Below are 18,846 nucleotides of genomic sequence, written 5' to 3' on the forward strand. Positions count from 1 at the left end.
CCGTTACCGGATGTTGCGGAGTGCCCGCAGTGCCACATTCAGAACCACTGAGCGCGCGCAGCTTTAGTGGGACCGGCTTGAGTCAGGAAAAGGCCAGCTTGAACGCGATCAGAGTCCCGGCGTAACGAGTGGCGCCTTCCCGGCTAAAGCCGGTCCCACGGTGAAGCGCGCGTACAGACAGTGCTGCGCCGTCAGAGCTTCGCTAACTCCGGGAGATCCCCGGTCAGCCCCAAGGCCTGGCGAACGAACAACGCTTTAGCTTCTGCCGAACGATCGACCATCTTCAACCCGGCGTTGCGCAACAGGCGAACTGGCAGTGCGTCGGCCTGGAACAGCCGCTCGAAGCCCTCCATCGCCGCCATCAACGTCAGGTTATGCGGCATGCGCCGACGCTCGTAACGGCTCAACACACGCTCATCGGCCAGCCGCTCCCCACGCTCGACCGCATCTCGCAGCACTTCGGCGAGCACTGCTGCGTCGAGAAAGCCCAGGTTGACGCCCTGCCCCGCCAATGGATGGATGGTGTGGGCCGCATCGCCGATCAGCGCAAGGCCCGGCGCCACGTAGCGCTTGGCATGGCGTTGACGCAGCGGGACGCAAACCCGCGAATCAGCCGAGATCACCTGCCCGAGACAGCCTTCGAACGCACTCTCCAGCTCACGGCAAAAGCGTTCGTCGTCGAGCTTCATCAAGCGCTCGGATTGCTCAGGCGTCACCGACCAGACGATGGAGCACCAGTGCTCGCCCTCTCGGTCAAGCGGCAAAAAAGCCAGCGGGCCGTCGTCTGTAAAGCGCTGCCACGCGGTTTTGCGGTGGGAATCCGCCGTGCGCACGCTCGTCACAATGGCGTGATGCAGGTAGTCCCATTCCCGCGTTGCGGTGCCGGTCATGCGCCGCACGGTCGAGTTGGCGCCATCGGCCGCGACCACCAGCGGCGCGCGCAATGTGCGGCCGTCGGACAGCGTCAGGAGCCAGTCATCGCCGGAGTGACGCATCTGCTCCAGACGTGCATCGGCCAACAAGCCGATGTCGCTGTCATGCAGACGTTCGACCAGCGCATCCTGCACCACGCGGTTTTCGACGATGTGCCCAAGCACCTCAGCGTGAACGCTTGAGGCAGAAAAATGCACCTTGCCTGTGCCGCTGCCATCCCACACATGCATGTCGCTGTAGGGGCTGACCCGCCGCGCGACGATACCGTCCCAGACGCCAAGCCGCTCGAGGATGCGCTGACTGGCGATGGACAGCGCGCTGACCCGGGCTTCAAATGGGGCATCAGCCACGAACGGTTTGACCGTCAGAGGACCACCATCCACCACGAGGATGTTCAGCCCACTGTCTCGCAGCGCCAGCGCCAGCGCGCTCCCCACCATTCCGGCCCCGACAATCAGCAGATCTGCGCGCGTTTCCATGCTTTAAATCGTTCTCGGTTGTGGCGACGGCCACGAATGAATGGAGTGTTCAGACATCGCTTCGCGTTCCCAGGCCCATGGCCTGTCGGGCAAACCAGCTCTTGGCGGAAGGCAGCAGATCCAAACCAAGAAGGCCCAGGTTACGACCCGCCGTGACTAAGGATTGCTGACTGCTGAACAGCCGGGTGACTTGATCCGAAAAGCCGACAGTCAGTTTTTGATCAACGCGCTGGCGCTCGCGGTAGGCCTGCAGCGTCGACAGCTCCCCCAGCGGTGCTTCGCTGGCGAGCAGTGATTCGGCCAGGGAGGCAGCATCGCGCAGCGACAGGTTGAAGCCCTGCCCCGCAATTGGATGAAGACTGTGGGCCGCGTTGCCGAGCACCACCAGATGGGAGCGGATCTGCTCTTCGGCCTCGATCAACGCCAGCGGATAGTTGTGACGCGCACCCACTTGCTTCAGCGCGCCCAGACGGTAGCCGAAGACGCCCTGCAGTTCTTTGAGAAAGCTTCGGTCGTCCAGCGCCATCAGCCGCTGAACGTCATCGCCGGTGCGCGTCCAGACCAGTGCGCAACGGTTATCCGGAAGCGGCAGCAACGCCATGGGGCCATTTTCGGTAAACCGCTCGAAGGCCTCACCACCATGGGCATCGCCCGGCGTGATGTTGGCAATCAGCGCGCTCTGATCATACGGCGTGTGTCGAACGGCAATCCCCAACTGCTCGCGCAGACTGGAACGGCCGCCGTCGGCAAGCACCGCGAGGTCGCAGGTGAGCTGAGTTTCGTCGTTGAGCGTCAGTTGGTAGCCATCGGGCAGCGCCTGCATGTGCGTGACTTCGGCCGGCACACGCCAACTGATCACGTCCTTGTCCAGCGCCTGCCACAGGCATTGGCCCAGCCAGGCGTTTTCAACCACATAGCCCAGGGCCGGAACGCCTTCCTCCATCGAAGACAGGTGCGCTGCGCCAAACCGGCCTTTGTCTGAAACGTGAATTTTGAGGATGGGCTCGGCGCGGTGGCTGATCTGCTGCCACAGGCCCAGGCGCTCGTAGATCTGCCGCGCGCCGAACGACAGCGCTGAAGAGCGGGCGTCGTAGCTGGGCTGGTACGTGTCGCCGGGCGCAAACGGCTCGATCAGGACAATCTTCCAGCCCCGAGCCTTCGCTCCAGCTTGCAGGGCGAGAGCCAGGCTTGCGCCGACCAGCCCGCCACCGACGATGGCCAGATTAAAGCGGCTCATGCGGCTTGCGTTCGTGCGGCGGCCATTAACGCCTCGATCTCGGCCACGGTCTTCGGCACATCGCCCGTCAGGATTTCACAGCCTTTTTTAGTCACCACGACGTCATCCTCGATTCGCACGCCAATCCCGCGCCATTTTTTAGCGACGGCCTCATTGTCCGGGGACACATAAATACCGGGCTCGACCGTCAGCGCCATCCCGGCCTCAAGCACACGCCATTCTCCGCCGACCTTGTATTCGCCGACGTCGTGCACGTCCATGCCCAGCCAGTGTCCGGCGCGGTGCATGTAAAAAGCTTTGTACGCTTCGGCGGCAATCAGTTCATCCACCGCGCCTCGCAGCAGCCCGAGCTCTACCAAGCCTTCGGTAATGACCCGAACCGTTGCCTCGTGGGCCTGATTCCAGTGATTGCCGGGTTTGATCGCCGCAAACGCTGCTTCCTGGGATTTGAGCACCACCTCGTAAATCGCTTTCTGTTCGGCGGAGAATTTGCCGCTTACCGGGAAGGTACGGGTAATGTCACTGGCGTAGCAATCGATCTCGCAACCGGCATCGATCAGCACCAGATCGCCGTCTCTGAGCGGCGCGTCGTTCTCCTGATAGTGCAGGATGCAGGCGTTGCGCCCCGACGCGACGATCGAGCCGTATGCCGGCATCTTCGCGCCGCCCTTGCGGAATTCGTAATCAAGTTCCGCTTCCAGGCTGAATTCGTAGAGCCCCGCGCGACTGGCCTGCATCGCCCGCACGTGGGCACGCGCCGAGATCTGTGCCGCCTCGCGCATCACTTTCACTTCGGCCGCCGATTTGTACAGGCGCATGTCGTGCAGCAAGTGATCCAGCGCGACGAACTCTTTCGGCGGCTGCGCACCCAGGTGGGCCTTGGAGCGGATGACGTTGATCCACTCCATCACATGGCGGTCGAATTCGGGATTGCTGCCCATGGACGAATACACCCGATCGCGCCCCTCGATGAGGCCGGGCAGGATGTCGTCGATGTCAGCGATCGGGAAGGCATCGTCGGCGCCGTACTCACGCATCGCGCCGTCCTGACCTGCGCGCAGGCCGTCCCACAGCTCGCGCTCGGGGTTGCGCTCGCGACAGAACAGGACGTACTCACCGTACTCGCGACCGGGGATCAGCACGATCACCGCCTCAGGTTCGGGGAAGCCACTCAGGTACTGAAAGTCGCTGTCCTGGCGATACACATGTTCAACGTCCCGGTTCCGAATGGCCACAGCCGCCGCCGGCAGAATGGCTATGCTGTTGGGCTCCATCTGCTCCATCAACGCCTTGCGGCGGCGGGCATATTCGGCTTTCGGGATATGAATCATGGGCAAGTGCGGTTCTCCGGGAGGTGTGCGTCGGCCATCGCCGCGCATAGGCGGCGTGGCCGAGGCCGCATTGACGCGCTGTCAGTGCAAAGAGGGCTTGGCTTCGTCTTCAGCGTCGGATTTCTGGTTGAACTCGGTGAACAGCAGCAACGGCGCAACGCGCAGGTACTCCATGACTTCCATGTAGTCGCTCTCGCCGTCTTCGGACTCGTCCAGCGCGTCATGAACCTGAGCAATAGCGGCCAAGTCTTGCAGCACGTCCCTGGCATCATCGCTCAGTGACTGACCACCCACCCGGGCAAAGCCGCTGAGGAAACCCTGGCACCACTGGGCCATGGCGGCAGTGCGGACAGCCAGAGGCTCATCATCGCCGGGCAGCAGCAACACGACGGCCATGTCGTCGCCGGTCAGTTCGCTTTTGACCATTGCCTGCAGGCCGATCAGCGCCTGGCGCACTTTGTCGTCAGGCTCTGTTTCCAGCAGCAGATGAGCGTCGGCCAGCCACTCCTCTGCATCGAAGCCTGCGCCGGCGCAACTGCGGCCCAGCAAAAGGCCGTGCAATTCGGCAGGAGATACGTGATGACCACTGCTGGTGAGCAGGGTGGCGAAGCCGTTGTACGGGGAATTCTGAATAGGCATGGGCAACTAGGCGCCAAGCGGCGCAATGTCTAGAATGAAGGCCTTGTATCGTAGCACCGGCAGACGCGCCCAAGCTATCAGGCGATGTCCGGGGCGAATCCAGACGCCAGCGCCTGCACCACTCATCTGAAAGTAATCAGTGGAAAACAATGGAAGACAATGACCTGCAAGCGCTGATGGCTCGACTGGAGTTATTGATCAATCGTGTCGAGCAACTAAAAAGTCAAAACGGACTCCTATTAGCTCAGGAAAAATCCTGGCGCGAGGAACGCGCTCAACTCATTGAAAAAAACGAAATCGCCCGGCAAAAGGTCGAGTCCATGATTTCGCGCCTCAAGGCCCTGGAGCAAGACTCATGAGTAATGGCAACAGCATCACCGTGCAAATCCTCGACAAAGAATATTCGATCATCTGTCCGCAAGAGGAGCGCACCAATCTGGTCAGCGCCGCGCGTTATCTTGACGGCAAAATGCGCGAGATCCGCAGCAGCGGCAAAGTCATCGGCGCCGACCGTATTGCGGTGATGGCCGCGCTGAACATTACCCATGACCTTCTGCACAAACAGGAATTGCCACCGGTAAAGGCCCAGGCCAATGGCGCCAATAGCGAGCAGGTTCGCGATTTGCTGGACCGAGTAGACCTGGTCCTTGCCACGGATTCGGATAAAGCACAAGGCTGATTGTTCGGACATCATTCGGTATACTTGCGACCGCTCCCTGGAGTGCTTGCCAGTCGGTCATGTCCCTGAGCCGATACGCACAACCACGGGGGTTGCACGTTGGGGTTGGTGTGCATGTCCGCTCGACGGAAAGCCTTAAAACCTCCTGCAATCTCCACCTTGAACTTTCGGGTTCAAGGGCTACACCGACAGCGGTTCGTCGGGGAGTCTCGAACCTTCTACCCATCGCCAGGCGCCCCGTCTGGCGGTGGGCATCGTGAATCTGTCTGATTACACGACATCACCTTCCAAAGCCTCACGGACCCGCCAGCATGACCTCATCCGGCGCCGCTCCCCTCCCCGATCACTCCAACCTCTCTCGGCCACAGTTGCGTCGGCTGCTTCGTCACAATCGTCGCGCGCTCAGCCCGGCAGAACAGCGACAGGCGGCAAAGGGTTTGTACCGTCAGCTTGCGCAAAACCCTCTCTTTCGGCGCGCCCGGCATGTTTCTCTCTACCTTCCGATGGACGGTGAGATCGACCCGCGCCTGCTGCTTCGTGCCGCTCAAAAATGCGGCAAGACCACATACTTGCCAGTGCTCAGTGCCTGGCCGCGAACGAAAATGGTGTTTCAGCGCGTCCGCCCTGGTGAGAAGTTCAAGCCGAACCGGTTCCGTATCCCGGAGCCACGTATCAATGCCAGGCGACAGCGCAAGATCTGGACGCTGGATCTGGTGCTGATGCCGCTCGTGGGGTTCGATCCGGAAGGGGGACGCCTTGGCATGGGTGGCGGCTTTTACGACCGCAGCCTGGCGTATCGCGCGCGCCGTAAAACCTGGCGCAAGCCGGTATTGCTAGGACTGGCCCATGAGTGTCAGAAAGTCGCGACGCTGGCGGTCGCCAGTTGGGACGTCCCGTTGACGGGAACGGTGACGGATAAGCGTTGGTATATGGCGGGGTGAGTCGTCATCGAGGCGCGCTCCTGCGAAGAAAGCGCGCTGCGATAGCGGTTTAGCGGCGGAGCTGTGGCTGCTGTTGCTGAGTGATTTCGACCGGCGCGTCAGCCTTGGCAGCCCACAGACTTTGCGCGTAACCGGTGGTGACGATTCCCAAGCCGAACAAAATTGCCAAAATCCACAGTACATCCGGCTTGCGTCGCATTCATCGTCCCCTTTGTAACGAATCAGAATCTAAAATCGATAACGTTTAAACAGGCTGCCACATCGTGCAGCCCTTAAAATCCCGGCATTCTGCGGCAACGTGACGCAACACGCAAATACTGACGCCAGCCGACCGTCGGGTTGTCATCAAACCGTAGGACAACTTTCCCAACACCTGTTCAGGAGCCTTGTAAATGGCCTATTGGCTGATGAAATCCGAGCCCGACGAGCTCTCGATCAGCGGGTTGAAAAAGCTCGGGCAGACGCGCTGGGACGGTGTCCGCAACTATCAGGCCCGCAACTTTCTGCGCGCGATGGCCGTAGGCGATCAGTTCTTTTTCTACCATTCCAGCTGCCCCGAGCCCGGGATCGCCGGGATCGGAGAAATCGTCAAGGCCGCGTATCCCGATCCCACTGCGCTGGACCACAAAAGCCCCTACTACGACGCTAAAGCCACCGATGAGAAGAACCCCTGGACCGCCCTTGATGTGGCATTCGTCGAGGCGTTTCCGAATGTGCTGGGGCTGGGTTTTCTGAAACAACAAGCTGCCCTTGAGCAGTTGCCGCTGGTGCAGAAAGGCAGCCGTCTTTCCGTCATGCCGGTGACCGATGAGCAATGGGCCGCCGTGCTTGACCTGCGCTGAATTCGGAATGCCGCGCGTTACTGAGCAATAAAGTTATTGAACAGCAGATCATCAACCACAGGCTTGCCCGTTTCCTGGGTGAGCACTTGCTGGGTCTGCTTCAGCGCTTCCTGACGCAGTTTTTCTTTGGCATCGACGTTGCCCATGCTGTCGACCGTTTGCTGAGTGAACAATGCCACCAGTTGGTTGCGAATCAGCGGCTCGTTCTGCTTCACCAGTTTCTGCGCCTCGGCGCCGGTCACGCGCAAGGCAACGTCGGCCTTGTAGACGTGCAGCTTCGGGCTGCCATCCAGTGAGTAGTTGCCCACGAAAGGTGGCGTCAACGCCACGTAGGAAACCTTGTTCGGATCTTCTTTCTCGCCGCCCTCTTCCGCCAGCGCTACAACAGGCATCGACAATGCCATCAACATCACAATCCACGCTTTCACAGTCCGCTCCTCAATCCGTTTCGCCGCATAGCTTACTTCAGCTTATGCACACCTATCAGGCCGGGCCATGCTCATTGACCCCACAACCTCGCTACCTGTACTTATCGGCCATCCCCGAAAAAGGAATAGCCCTCGATGAAAGCCGTGCTTTGTAAAGCCTTCGGTCCCGCTGCAGATTTGGTGTTGGAGGAAATCCCCAGCCCGGAGCCGAAGAAAAACGAGATTCTTCTGGACGTGCACGCTGCCGGGGTCAACTTCCCGGACACGCTGATCATCGAAGGCAAATACCAGTTCAAGCCGCCTTTTCCGTTTTCGCCCGGAGGTGAAGCCTCGGGCGTTGTGACCGCTGTCGGCGAGAAAGTCAGCCATGTCCGTGTCGGTGACCGGGTGATGGCGCTGACCGGCTGGGGCAGCTTCGCCGAACAGATCGCCGTCGCCGGTTACAACGTCCTGCCCATTCCCGAAACGATGGACTTCACAACCGCCGCCGCCTTCAGCATGACCTACGGCACGTCCATGCACGCCCTCACACAGCGCGCCAAGCTGCAGGCAGGCGAAACCCTTCTCGTCCTCGGTGCCTCCGGGGGCGTCGGCCTCGCCGCGGTAGAGATCGGCAAAGCCATGGGCGCTCGCGTGATCGCCGCCGCCAGCAGCGCAGAAAAGCTGGAGGTCGCCAAAGCCGCAGGCGCCGACGAGTTGATCAACTACAGCGAAAGCAATCTGAAGGATGAAATCAAACGCCTCACCAACGGCAACGGCGTCGATGTGATCTACGACCCTGTGGGCGGCGACCTTTTTGATCAGGCTGTTCGCGGCATCGCCTGGAACGGTCGATTGCTGGTCGTCGGCTTCGCCAGTGGCCGCATCCCCGAACTGCCGGTCAATCTCGCGCTGTTGAAAGGCGCCTCGGTTGTAGGTGTGTTCTGGGGCTCATTTGCCCAACGCCAGCCGCAAGACAATGCGGCGAATTTCCAGCAACTGTTCACCTGGTTCAGCGAGGGCAAGCTGAGGCCGTTGGTGTCGAAGGTTTACCCGCTGGAGCAGGCGGGGGACGCCATTGAATCGTTGGCGCAGCGTAAAGCGGTGGGCAAGGTGGTGGTGAGCGTCAGGTAGCGTGGGTCGAGTCCGATCCCGTTCTGAAGAAACGGGGCTGATCCTGCAGGTTTCTGCACGCGCTCATAGCATCCTCCTCACCTCATCAGGCAGCACGTCCTTATAACGCAGCTCAGGGTTCGCGCCGCATCGCTGAATGACCTCCGGAACTGCATCTGCCAGCGCATCCCCCAGCGCGAACCTTTGCTCGTCGGACAGCTTTCTGTAAGTCGCCACCCTCGCGAGCACGCTGTAGGTGTGCCGGAACACGCTCATCTCCACCTGTTCAAGATCAGACGCGTTCTGCTGGAAGTCTTCGAAGCGTTTGTTGAATTTCGCGCAGGACAGGTGGCGCAGACTGCGATGAAGCCAAGGGACGGGAGCATTACCTTCGCGCGGGTGGACAAAGTAATGCTCCTGACGCAGCGAAATGACTGCCGGACGCTGCTCACTGACGACCCAGGGTTTTACGCGCCACGTTGGCACAACATTGACGACAGAGAGGGCAAAAAGAGGGTGAGAGCTGTCCAGCACCTCAGGCTCGGAAACCCGTCCGTCATGGTGCGCCTTCAGGCCGTAGACGACCCACCCGGATATTCCGGAAATGGAAAGCGAATAAGGCCAGGCGGGCGCCCTGCGGTAATCAAACTCCACACTGCTCTCTTCTGCGCTTGCCGCGATACAGACCGCAGACATCACGCATAAAACCCATCTGCTCATCACTGCCGTCACCTGCACACTTTTTCCCATGTGCCTCCTGCATGGGTGCAGAAAGCTGGCGCGCATTTTGTGCGCTGGTCTGCGGTGGCAACAGCTCATGACTTCCCAGGGCCGCGTAGGATCGGTCCCAAAAAGAACACTCAGCTACACAACCCGCGACGGCGCCTGATGTGTTCCGTATATTTCACGGCCGATACATACCGAACACGAATTTATTCGGTATCAACCCCAATACACACTGCGGACCCCGTATTGATGACCGTCACCCTAATTCTGATCGCGTTGTACGTGCTGTCGATCGCGATATTTTGCATCGCCACCCAGCGCTTGCCGATCCTCTCCCGAGACGCGCTCCACCGCGTTTCGTCGCTGGACGGGCTGCGTGGCGTGCTCGCAACCGCTGTCATCGTCCATCACTTCATCGTCAGTTATTACTGGCACGTCGACGGCGTCTGGGAAACCACGGACAGTCGCGTGCTGAACAACATGGGCACGGTGCCGGTGTCGTTGTTTTTCATGATTACGGGTTACCTGTTTACCGCGAAGATCTACCGAAGCGACCCCAAATGGCGTCAGATTCTGTCGTCACGGATACGACGAATCTTCCCGATGTACCTCTTCAGCGTCGCGCTGATTACGGCCATCGCGCTGTACCAGTCCGCAGGCATCAGCGCGCCGCTCATAGACACCATCAAGTCGCTCGGCCGATGGGCGATTTTCATCGGCAGTCCTATCAACGGTTTCCCGGACACCGTGCGTATCAACGCCTCGGTGCAGTGGACGCTGCTCTATGAAGCGGTCTTCTACCTGTCGCTGCCGGTGCTGTATTGCCTGCTTCGGCGCAAGCTCCCCGGCATGGCCGTCGTCGTCGCGCTGATAGTGCTGGCGTGCCTGTGGGGCGAATACCACCATCACTTTCACAACCGGTTCATCAAACTGTTTGCTGTCGGCATTGCAGTGGCGGTCTTTGAAGACCGGATGCGCCGGTGGAAAATCGACTTCTCGGGCGTGCGCTGCACGTTGGTTGCAGTCGCGATACTGCTGATCTGCATGAAGCTCAAATCGTATTCAACGCTGCAAATGCTGATCCTCGGCGTTCCGTTTGCGCTGTTTGTGCTCGGTAACAGTTTGCACGGGGTACTGGAGGTTCGCGGGCTGAAGATTCTGGGCGAGGCCAGCTTCAGCATCTATCTGCTGCATGGCATCGTCATCTACAGCGTGTTCAGCCTGCTGGGCGCGTATGACTTCGCTACGCCGGATCCGCTCAGCTACTCGCTGTACTTACCGCTGATCATCCTGCTCACCAGCAGTATCAGCGTCGCGACATACTGGTGCATCGAGCACCCATTCCTGCGCAAGGCATCGCCAAGTGCCAAAGCAACCCTGCCGAATGCTTAAGGTTCGGTAACGGGTAACCGCGGCGGGCTGGCCGGGGGTGAACTGAACACCTCGTTCGCCCAACTGGCCATGCTGTACCGCTGCACGACTTCTTCGGGCGGGTCCACGTATTCCCCGTTAATGAACGACTCAGGGATAACGGGGTGATCGCTGTCGATGATCAGGATGTTGCGCGGATCGTAAAAGTCGTAATGCGCCACCGATGCATTGTTGGTGATCATTTTCTTGCGATACAGCAGCGCTTCGAAAAAACGGAAGCTCAAACCCGCGTGGCCCGGCCGGACGATGTCGATGAGTATTTCCGAACGCCTGACGTATTCGGCCGTTTCATCTATGTCCATGCGCTGGCGAAAGAATGTCAGTAACGAACTGGCTCCGGGCACTGGCTTGCTCTGCACCAGGAATTTGCAGGTACCGGTGTAGCCCAGTTGTTCAAACGCCTGGGCCACCCGGCCGAGCACATCAACGCGGTGCTTGCCGCCCATCACGACAAAGGCCTTGAAGTCGGACGTTTTTTTGAAATCGGCGTGTTCTTCGTAGATGTAGTTGTAGAGCTTGCGCAGTCGATACTCACGAGCATCAGCGCCATCGAAGGTGTAGACCTTATCGAACGTCGCCAGTTGATCAATCGGCATCGATAATCGCGCAATCCCGTCAGACAAATAGGCGACGCTGAGCGCCGCCGCAGCCTGGGCCTGCGTGACCAAACCCTGATCCAGCTGGCTTGGATTCACCACCAGCAGTGCATCGACATGGCCCGCCGCCCGAATGGCTGCACGAGCACGCTTAACGATCAGGTACCTTTTCAGCCATCGCCGCAGTTTCCCCGGAAGCCATGGCAGTTCCTTAGCGCCGTGGGTCAGGTCAATGAACACCACGTCGTTCGACTTGCCGAGAAAGTTGCCGAGCCGGGCGAGGTATCCGCCGACATCGCGGCACAGAATGATGATCTTTTGATTCTGAATCTCAAGCGGGGGTGACTGCATGCGGGTTTGCCAATCGTGAGCGCGTGAGCGCGCACTTTACCTGTCCCGCGCAACGAAACCCATCGTTGGGCAGCCCTGCACAAACGGGATGTTCGCAAAGGAATTCCCGCTCGGCCCGTGTTTACGCCATTTTTATCCGATGAGAAGCCTTCCTATTTTCTGTAACGAAAATGTAATATTCGGATTCGCATAACAATAAAATAAATGGAGTGTCCCGATGTTTGCCTTTTTCCGTCCTGCCGCGCATCAGGCTCCGCTGCCTGCGGAGCGTGTCGACTCCACCTACCGCCGCCTTCGCTGGCAGATTTTCGCCGGCATCTTCTTCGGTTACGCCGGCTACTACTTGCTTCGCAAGAATTTCTCGCTGGCCATGCCCTACCTGATCGATGAGGGATATACCCGTGGCCAACTGGGCCTCGCGATCTCGGCGATTGCCATTGCGTACGGCCTGTCAAAATTCCTCATGGGGCTGGTTTCGGATCGCTCTAATCCGCGTTACTTCCTCCCATTCGGGCTGGTGATCTCTGCGCTGGTGATGTTCGTGTTCGGATTCGCACCCTGGGCAACGTCCAGCGTGACGATCATGTTCATTCTGCTGTTCATCAACGGATGGGCGCAGGGCATGGGCTGGCCGCCAAGCGGACGCACGATGGTGCACTGGTGGTCGCAGAAGGAACGTGGCGGCGTAGTGTCGGTCTGGAACGTGGCGCACAACGTCGGCGGCGGCTTGATCGGCCCGCTGTTCCTGCTTGGACTTGGCTGGACCAACGACTGGCACGCAGCGTTTTACGTGCCTGCGGCGGTTGCCCTGTTTGTCGCCCTGTTTGCCTTCGTGACCATGCGCGATACCCCGCAGTCTGTGGGCTTGCCGCCGGTCGAGGACTACAAGAACGACTATCCGGAAGGCTACGACGCGAGCCACGAAGAGGAATTCACCGCTAAAGAGATCTTCGTCAAATACGTCCTGCGCAACAAAATGCTGTGGTACATCGCGCTGGCCAACGTGTTCGTTTATCTGCTGCGTTATGGTGTGCTGGACTGGGCGCCAACGTACCTGAAAGAAGCCAAACACTTCGACGTCGACAAGACCTCGTGGGCCTACTTCTTCTACGAGTGGGCAGGTATTCCGGGCACGTTGCTGTGCGGCTGGATGTCCGACAAGATCTTCCGTGGCAACCGTGGCCTGACCGGGATTGTGTTCATGGCGATGGTGACCGTTGCGACGCTGGTATACTGGCTCAATCCGCCAGGCAACCCCACCGTCGACATGATTGCTCTGGTCTCGATCGGCTTCCTGATCTACGGCCCGGTCATGCTGGTCGGCTTGCAGGCCCTTGAACTGGCACCGAAGAAAGCCGCTGGCACCGCAGCAGGGTTCACAGGCCTGTTCGGGTATCTCGGTGGTTCGGTCGCCGCCAGCGCACTCATGGGTTACACGGTCGACCACTTTGGCTGGGACGGCGGCTTCGTGCTGCTGGTGTCCGCTTGCCTCCTCGCGATAGCGTTCCTGGTGCCTACCCTGCGCCATACGCGAGTGGCGAGCCAGTCGCGAGAGGAGAAGGCGCAGGTATAACGTCACTCAGATGACTGTAGGAGCGAGCTTGCTCGCGATGAGGCCGAAACATCCGCTGAATATCATCGGTTGGAAGCCCGTCTTCGCGAGCAAGCTCACTCCGACAAGGACGGTGTTCGCCGCATGCCAGCGTGGCGTACAGACAAAAATTAAACGCCTGCAGGTGTTACTGATACCGCCATCTTCCGCGGTAGCCAGACGCGAATCAGCACACCGCTAGATCGCCAACAACACCGGTTTACACCGCTTGAACCGCGCTTCCAGGCTCAGGTCCGGCATGGCGTGGGTGCGCAGTGCGTGGATGGTTTGTTCGACATATTCCCACGTGGTTCCGTATCGCCCGCTGGCATTGGCCAGCACCTGGGTGAGCACGCTGTCTGGCAGGTTGCCGGCGTAACTGGGCAAATGCCGCTCCAGCACAAATCCCAAAGCCTGCACCTTGGTGCCGTCTTCAAGTCGGCAGTTGAGCCAGTGTGGGCGGTAGGACGGGAACGGCATTTCTCTCTGCCACAACGCCAGCAGCGATTCGTCGATATTGTCTTCGGGCAATCGGTAGGCGAATCCGCTGCAGGAGCCGCCTCGATCCAGACCGAAGACCAGCCCCGGCTGCTCGGGGGTGCCGCGATGTTCATGGGACCAGAGATAGAGGCCGCGATGATAACCGTGGACCCGACCGCGCTGACGCTCGGCGGCGCTGCACTCGGGCCGCCAGATCAATGATCCGTAAGCGAATAACCAGATCGGGCCGCCCTGGTGACGACTCATCGTGGCGTGGATGGAGGCGAGAAGCTGTTCTCGGGTGAGCTTCGGCCCAAGATCGATGACCGGCGGGTAGGACAACCCCAGGCCGTCATGGACAGCTTCCGCCAGGATATTGATTTGATTACCCATCTGGTTCCCCCCACCGGCAAGGCTGACGCCGGTGCAACGCTGAACACTCATGAAACGGGTCTGGCAACAACGAATGAACAATCAGACGGCATCGCAGGCAGTGTGACGTTGTGACTCGGTCACCGGCGCATGGGTCACGCCGGAAAAACCGTTATCTGACAAACAGTCATGCAATACGCTGTCCACATCCTGTGTCGACGAGTGGCTGCGCTTCAGGGCCTCGGTGCGTACGCGAAAACATCGGCACGCATCTGATGCGCATCCATGCCGGCCAGCACCAGCGCATCAAGGGTCGAATAGACCATCGCCGGTGAACCGCTGGCGTAAACATAAAGCGGCTTCAGGTCGCTGAAGTCCTCGCAGACCGCCTCGTGCAGCATGCCGCAGCGCCCTTCCCAACCGCACAGGTCACTGACAACTTTGTGCAGGAACAGGTTGGGCAGCGTCTGCCATTCATCCCAGTGCTTGAGCTGATAGAAATCTTCCGGACGGCGCATTCCCCAATACACATGCACCGGATACGGAAAGCCTTTTGAGCGGCAATGCTCGATCAGGCTGTGCATCTGCCCCATACCGGTGCCTGCCGCGATCAATACCAGCGGACCATCGGGCAATTCGCCCAAGTGAGTATCACCGAAGGGCAGGTCAACCCGCGCCATGCCATCGCGCTGCAACTGCTTGATCAGATTTTGCGCACTCGCCTCACGCGCGAGCACGTGAAATTCCAGATCTCGCCCACTCTCCGGCGCTGAGGCCATGGAAAATGCAGATTTCTCCCCGTCGTCCCGATGGATCATCAGGTACTGACCGGCGTGATAACGCGGCGGTTTGCCCGCAGGCGCGCGGAGCATCACGCGCCATACATCGCCGCCGACTTCCACACACTCACTGACCTGGCAGGCGAACGTACCCACCGGCAGCTCCCCAAGGGGCAGCACGCTGTCCCACAGTACGACGCAGTCTTGCTGCGGCACCGCCAGGCAGGTGTAAATTTCGCCGTGGTTGCGGATTTCTCCCGCCTGTTCAACGCTGCCTTCAACCAGCAGCGCGGAACAGATGTGACAATTGCCGTTGCGACAGCTTTGAGGGCATTCGTAGCCCAGACGTTGAGCGGCGTCGAGGATCCGCTCGCCTGGCAATGTCTCGATGACCGCGCCCGATGGCTGCAAGGTTACACGCATCAATCAATTCCCAGCTGAGTCCAGATTTCATCGATCCGGCGGGTCACCGCTTCGTCCTTGACGATAGCGCGACCCCATTCACGGGTGGTTTCGCCAGGCCACTTATGGGTGGCATCGAGCCCCATTTTCGAGCCGAGACCTGAGACCGGCGAGGCGAAATCGAGGTAGTCGATTGGCGTGTTGTCGATCATCACCGTGTCGCGCTTGGGGTCCATGCGCGTGGTGATCGCCCAGATGACGTCATTCCAGTCACGGGCATTGATGTCGTCGTCGGTGACGATAACGAACTTGGTGTACATGAACTGTCGCAAAAACGACCAGACGCCCAACATCACGCGCTTCGCATGGCCGGGGTACTGCTTCTTGATCGTCACGACCGCCATGCGGTACGAGCAACCCTCGGGCGGCAGGTAGAAGTCGACGATCTCCGGGAACTGCTTCTGCAGGATCGGCACGAACACTTCATTCAGCGCGACGCCCAAAATCGCGGGCTCGTCAGGCGGCCGGCCTGTGTAGGTGCTGTGGTAAATCGGCTTGATGCGGTGGGTGATCCGTTCGACTGTGAAGACCGGGAAGCTGTCGACCTCGTTGTAATAGCCGGTGTGATCGCCGTACGGGCCTTCATCGGCCATTTCGCCGGGATGAATCACGCCCTCGAGGACGATCTCTGCACTGGCCGGGACCTGGAGGTCGTTGCCACGGCACTTGATCAGTTCGGTACGGTTGCCACGCAGCAAGCCGGCGAATGCGTACTCGGAGAGGCTGTCAGGCACTGGCGTGACGGCGCCGAGAATGGTGGCGGGGTCAGCGCCCAACGCCACGGACACCGGAAATGGCTGCCCCGGGTGCTTGTCGCACCAGTCCTTGAAATCCAGCGCGCCGCCACGATGGCTGAGCCAGCGCATGATCACCTTGTTACGGCCAATCACCTGCTGGCGGTAGATGCCCAGATTCTGCCGCTCTTTATTGGGCCCACGAGTGACCGTCAGGCCCCACGTGATCAGCGGGCCGACATCGCCGGGCCAGCAGGTCTGCACCGGCAGCATGCCAAGGTCGACGTCGTCACCCTCGATCACGATTTCCTGACACGGGGCATCCTTGACGACTTTCGGCGCCATGGCGATGACTTTTCTGAAGATAGGCAGCTTGGACCAGGCGTCTTTCAAGCCCTTGGGTGGCTCGGGCTCTTTGAGGAATGCCAGCAGCTTGCCGATTTCCCGTAGCTCGGACACCGATTCGGCGCCCATGCCCATGGCGACGCGCTCGGGTGTGCCGAACAGATTGCCAAGCACCGGAATGTCGAAGCCCGTCGGCTTTTCGAACAGCAGTGCCGGCCCCTTGGCGCGCAGGGTCCGGTCGCAGATTTCGGTCATTTCCAGTACAGGGGAAATGGGTACCTGAATGCGTTTCAACTCTCCGCGCTGCTCCAGCTGCTGCACGAAATCCCGTAGATCCTTGAATTTCATTAACCCGGCCACTCACCAAATAGATGCACATCCTACCTGCTCTGACCGCAGACGGCAGCTTGTGTCCCACTCAAATGCGCGGTGTTGCGCGGAATACCGGTGTGAACAGCGGCTGCATCTTCTCGCCGCCAAGATCGGACAGGTGATCTTCGTCCTTGTACAGAGAATGCCCGTCGACTTCGGCACGGCAAAGGCCGCCTACACACAGCAGCGGTTTTGGATCAATCAGGTGAACGCCCGGATCCGCTTCGCTAAGGGTGGCAAACAGCTGATTGATGAACGCTTGCCGCGCATCGAGCTCCGTTGCCGGCCGCCCAACCTGTGCAGCGGAAAGCCCAACCCGCGCCAGACTGCTCAATCTTTCGATGGATCCCTTGCGCTGCTGCGGCACCTCCTTGAACAGCCATACCTGAGCGCCAGCTGAGCGCAATTCAGCGATCTGCGCTTTCAAAGCCTCGGCGAAATACGCTTCGTTTCGGGCAGCGGATTCTTTTTTCAACAGCACGTTGCTCCTGTTGCCGTCTTCCAGGCCATAGATGTACAGGCTCCAGCGCGCGGCCAAGGTGACATCGGGAATGTTCTGCGTTCGAACGCGCTCGACATTCAGCGCATTGAAACCCTGACAGCGCGTACTCGTTGCAGTGCTGACAAGCGGCGCGCATCCGCTCATGCTCGCCAGCCAGACAGGCAGGTGGGCTTGCTCGGCCGCGCTTCTGACCCCAGGCCACAAGGCCGCTGCATGACTGTCGCCCCAGATCAGATGGGACGGCGCGGCGTCCGCGCTGCCCCCCGCTCGACAGAGCTTGTCCAGGTCTTTGCTTTTCTTCGACCCCAGCAGGAAGCAGTCCATCTGCCCGGCGCCCCACTCTCGCGACTGCGCATACGTGAGCGCCTGACCCGACAGGCGTTGCGGCACGCCTTCATTGGAGCGCACCGCCTGCCCCATCAGCGCCAGCACAGCCAGGGTCAGCAGACCGCCAATCAGTATCGGCTTGCGGCCGGCCAATAAGCGGCGCTCACGGAATGGGAGCTCGACGAAGCGCCAGCTCAGCCAGGCAAGCGCAGCCGCCAGCAGGATCCAGCCGATCGCTTCCGGATCGGAAATACCGTCGGCGGAAATGGCGTTGGCGTAGACATGAATAGGCCAGTGCCACAGGTACAGCGAGTAGGAAATAAGCCCGATCGCCACCAACGGTTTGATACTCAGGAAGCGCCCTACCCATGACGCGGGATGACCGTTGGCCCAGATCATCGCGGTCGTGCCCAGCACCGGCAGCAGCGCCGCCCAGCCGGGGAATTGAGTGCTTTTGTCAAAGCTCAACATCGCCAGCACGACCGCCGCAAAACCGCTCAGGCTGATCGCCTGATAAAGCCAGCTCGGCAGCGGGCGTTTGGGCACAGGCGCGACGGCCAGCATCGCTCCGCACAGCAGCTCCCATGCACGCATCGGCAGCAGAAAGAACGCGGCTTCGGGTTTGTGCTTCATCGCCCAGATGTTCAGCCCGAACGACAGCACCAGCAAGCCAAGCAGCAACCAGCGCCAATGCCGTACGTACCGCGTCGCCAGCACCATCAGCAATGGAAAGAAAATGTAGTACTGCTCTTCCACCGCCAGCGACCAGGTGTGAAGGAGTGGTTTGAAGTCTGAAGCGGAATCGAAGTAGCCGTCCTGGCGCATGAACAACAGGTTGGACATGAACATCGACTGATAGCGCACTTCCCGGCCCAGCTCGGCGTAGTCCTTGGGCGTCAGCAATATCCAGCCAAACGCCAGCGTGGCCAGCACGACAACGGTCACGGCGGGGACGATACGCCGCGCGCGACGGGCCCAGAAGTCGACGAAGCTGAAGCGCCCTGCGCTGATCTCACGGAAAATGATGGACGTGATCAGGAAGCCGGAGATGACGAAAAACACGTCGACGCCGACGAACCCACCATTCAGGCCAAGACCGAAGTGAAACAACAGAACCGGGACCACGGCCAAGGCTCGCAGCCCGTCGATATCACGGCGATTGCCAAACGTGTGCATG

Annotated in this window: 19 protein-coding genes and 1 other RNA gene; 8 read left to right on the forward strand and 12 right to left on the reverse strand. The window is 60.0% G+C overall.

Translation table 11 applies throughout. From position 1 onward, the window contains the following. Positions 1-191: 191 nt before the first annotated feature. The 4 genes from AC3ISG_RS23730 to AC3ISG_RS23745 form a co-directional block, all read right to left on the reverse strand. Complete coding sequence (locus AC3ISG_RS23730) at positions 192-1,412, reverse strand: 2-octaprenyl-3-methyl-6-methoxy-1,4-benzoquinol hydroxylase (protein WP_489298098.1); 1,221 nt, start codon at positions 1,410-1,412, stop codon at positions 192-194. A 49-nt stretch (positions 1,413-1,461) separates the two neighbouring features. Then, positions 1,462-2,649, reverse strand: coding sequence for a 2-octaprenyl-6-methoxyphenyl hydroxylase (gene ubiH, locus AC3ISG_RS23735; RefSeq protein ID WP_489298099.1), 1,188 nt, complete (start codon positions 2,647-2,649; stop codon positions 1,462-1,464). Next, positions 2,646-3,980 (reverse strand): Xaa-Pro aminopeptidase, encoded by a 1,335-nt coding sequence (pepP, locus tag AC3ISG_RS23740; RefSeq protein ID WP_489299580.1) that lies wholly within the window; start codon positions 3,978-3,980, stop codon positions 2,646-2,648. The genes ubiH and pepP overlap by 4 nt, the downstream gene beginning before the upstream one ends. A gap of 81 nt (positions 3,981-4,061) precedes the next feature. Continuing rightward, positions 4,062-4,619 (reverse strand): YecA/YgfB family protein, encoded by a 558-nt coding sequence (locus AC3ISG_RS23745; protein ID WP_489298100.1) that lies wholly within the window; start codon positions 4,617-4,619, stop codon positions 4,062-4,064. A 149-nt stretch (positions 4,620-4,768) separates the two neighbouring features. On the opposite strand from AC3ISG_RS23745, the gene AC3ISG_RS23750 reads away from it, so the two are divergent. From AC3ISG_RS23750 to AC3ISG_RS23765, 4 genes are all read left to right on the forward strand, one after another. Continuing rightward, positions 4,769-4,978, forward strand: a complete 210-nt coding sequence (locus AC3ISG_RS23750) for a TIGR02449 family protein (RefSeq protein WP_037016503.1) — start codon at positions 4,769-4,771, stop codon at positions 4,976-4,978. Then, positions 4,975-5,298 (forward strand): cell division protein ZapA, encoded by a 324-nt coding sequence (locus AC3ISG_RS23755; protein WP_122534090.1) that lies wholly within the window; start codon positions 4,975-4,977, stop codon positions 5,296-5,298. The genes AC3ISG_RS23750 and AC3ISG_RS23755 overlap by 4 nt, the downstream gene beginning before the upstream one ends. Before the next feature lie 31 nt (positions 5,299-5,329). Beyond that, positions 5,330-5,508, forward strand: a non-coding RNA gene (gene ssrS / locus AC3ISG_RS23760) — 6S RNA. 101 nt (positions 5,509-5,609) lie between these two features. Next, entirely contained in the window at positions 5,610-6,239 is a 630-nt protein-coding gene (locus AC3ISG_RS23765; RefSeq protein ID WP_489298101.1) for a 5-formyltetrahydrofolate cyclo-ligase, read from the forward strand. A gap of 49 nt (positions 6,240-6,288) precedes the next feature. Here AC3ISG_RS23765 and AC3ISG_RS23770 read toward each other — a convergent pair whose 3' ends face one another. Beyond that, positions 6,289-6,438 (reverse strand): hypothetical protein, encoded by a 150-nt coding sequence (locus tag AC3ISG_RS23770; protein WP_122534092.1) that lies wholly within the window; start codon positions 6,436-6,438, stop codon positions 6,289-6,291. A 193-nt stretch (positions 6,439-6,631) separates the two neighbouring features. Here AC3ISG_RS23770 and AC3ISG_RS23775 point away from each other — a divergent pair, with 193 nt between their 5' ends. Next, positions 6,632-7,081: an EVE domain-containing protein gene (locus AC3ISG_RS23775; protein ID WP_122623501.1), complete on the forward strand. Its 450-nt coding sequence runs from the start codon at positions 6,632-6,634 to the stop codon at positions 7,079-7,081. Between the two features lie 17 nt (positions 7,082-7,098). Here the strand turns inward: AC3ISG_RS23775 and AC3ISG_RS23780 are convergent, their stop codons facing one another. After that, a complete protein-coding gene (locus AC3ISG_RS23780; RefSeq protein WP_122623502.1) occupies positions 7,099-7,509 on the reverse strand; it encodes a flagellar basal body-associated protein FliL in 411 nt (136 codons plus the stop codon). Between the two features lie 135 nt (positions 7,510-7,644). On the opposite strand from AC3ISG_RS23780, the gene AC3ISG_RS23785 reads away from it, so the two are divergent. Further along, positions 7,645-8,622, forward strand: coding sequence for an NADPH:quinone oxidoreductase family protein (locus tag AC3ISG_RS23785; RefSeq protein ID WP_489298102.1), 978 nt, complete (start codon positions 7,645-7,647; stop codon positions 8,620-8,622). A gap of 63 nt (positions 8,623-8,685) precedes the next feature. Here the strand turns inward: AC3ISG_RS23785 and AC3ISG_RS23790 are convergent, their stop codons facing one another. After that, positions 8,686-9,351: an energy transducer TonB gene (locus AC3ISG_RS23790; protein WP_489298103.1), complete on the reverse strand. Its 666-nt coding sequence runs from the start codon at positions 9,349-9,351 to the stop codon at positions 8,686-8,688. Between the two features lie 225 nt (positions 9,352-9,576). Between AC3ISG_RS23790 and AC3ISG_RS23795 the strand changes: the two genes are divergently transcribed. Continuing rightward, positions 9,577-10,719 (forward strand): acyltransferase family protein, encoded by a 1,143-nt coding sequence (locus tag AC3ISG_RS23795; RefSeq protein ID WP_489298104.1) that lies wholly within the window; start codon positions 9,577-9,579, stop codon positions 10,717-10,719. On the opposite strand, the gene AC3ISG_RS23800 is transcribed toward AC3ISG_RS23795, so the two are convergent. Further along, positions 10,716-11,705 carry a WaaS/CpsH family glycosyltransferase gene (locus AC3ISG_RS23800; protein ID WP_489298105.1) on the reverse strand — a complete coding sequence of 330 codons (990 nt, stop codon included), beginning with the start codon at positions 11,703-11,705 and terminating at the stop codon, positions 10,716-10,718. The two genes, AC3ISG_RS23795 and AC3ISG_RS23800, sit on opposite strands and share 4 nt — an antisense overlap. 217 nt (positions 11,706-11,922) lie before the next feature. Between AC3ISG_RS23800 and glpT the strand changes: the two genes are divergently transcribed. After that, positions 11,923-13,278, forward strand: a complete 1,356-nt coding sequence (gene glpT / locus AC3ISG_RS23805; RefSeq protein WP_489298106.1) for a glycerol-3-phosphate transporter — start codon at positions 11,923-11,925, stop codon at positions 13,276-13,278. Between the two features lie 216 nt (positions 13,279-13,494). Here glpT and AC3ISG_RS23810 read toward each other — a convergent pair whose 3' ends face one another. The 4 genes from AC3ISG_RS23810 to AC3ISG_RS23825 all read right to left on the reverse strand — a co-directional run bounded on the left by AC3ISG_RS23810 (position 13,495) and on the right by AC3ISG_RS23825 (position 18,845). After that, positions 13,495-14,169 (reverse strand): gamma-glutamylcyclotransferase, encoded by a 675-nt coding sequence (locus AC3ISG_RS23810; RefSeq protein ID WP_489299581.1) that lies wholly within the window; start codon positions 14,167-14,169, stop codon positions 13,495-13,497. A 212-nt stretch (positions 14,170-14,381) separates the two neighbouring features. Next, a complete protein-coding gene (locus tag AC3ISG_RS23815; RefSeq protein WP_489298107.1) occupies positions 14,382-15,350 on the reverse strand; it encodes a CDP-6-deoxy-delta-3,4-glucoseen reductase in 969 nt (322 codons plus the stop codon). Further along, entirely contained in the window at positions 15,350-16,816 is a 1,467-nt protein-coding gene (gene ubiD / locus AC3ISG_RS23820; RefSeq protein ID WP_122534102.1) for a 4-hydroxy-3-polyprenylbenzoate decarboxylase, read from the reverse strand. The genes AC3ISG_RS23815 and ubiD overlap by 1 nt, the downstream gene beginning before the upstream one ends. A gap of 70 nt (positions 16,817-16,886) precedes the next feature. Beyond that, positions 16,887-18,845 (reverse strand): acyltransferase family protein, encoded by a 1,959-nt coding sequence (locus AC3ISG_RS23825; RefSeq protein ID WP_489298108.1) that lies wholly within the window; start codon positions 18,843-18,845, stop codon positions 16,887-16,889. Position 18,846 lies beyond the last annotated feature (1 nt).

The organism is Pseudomonas sp. GL_135 (assembly GCF_057834665.1).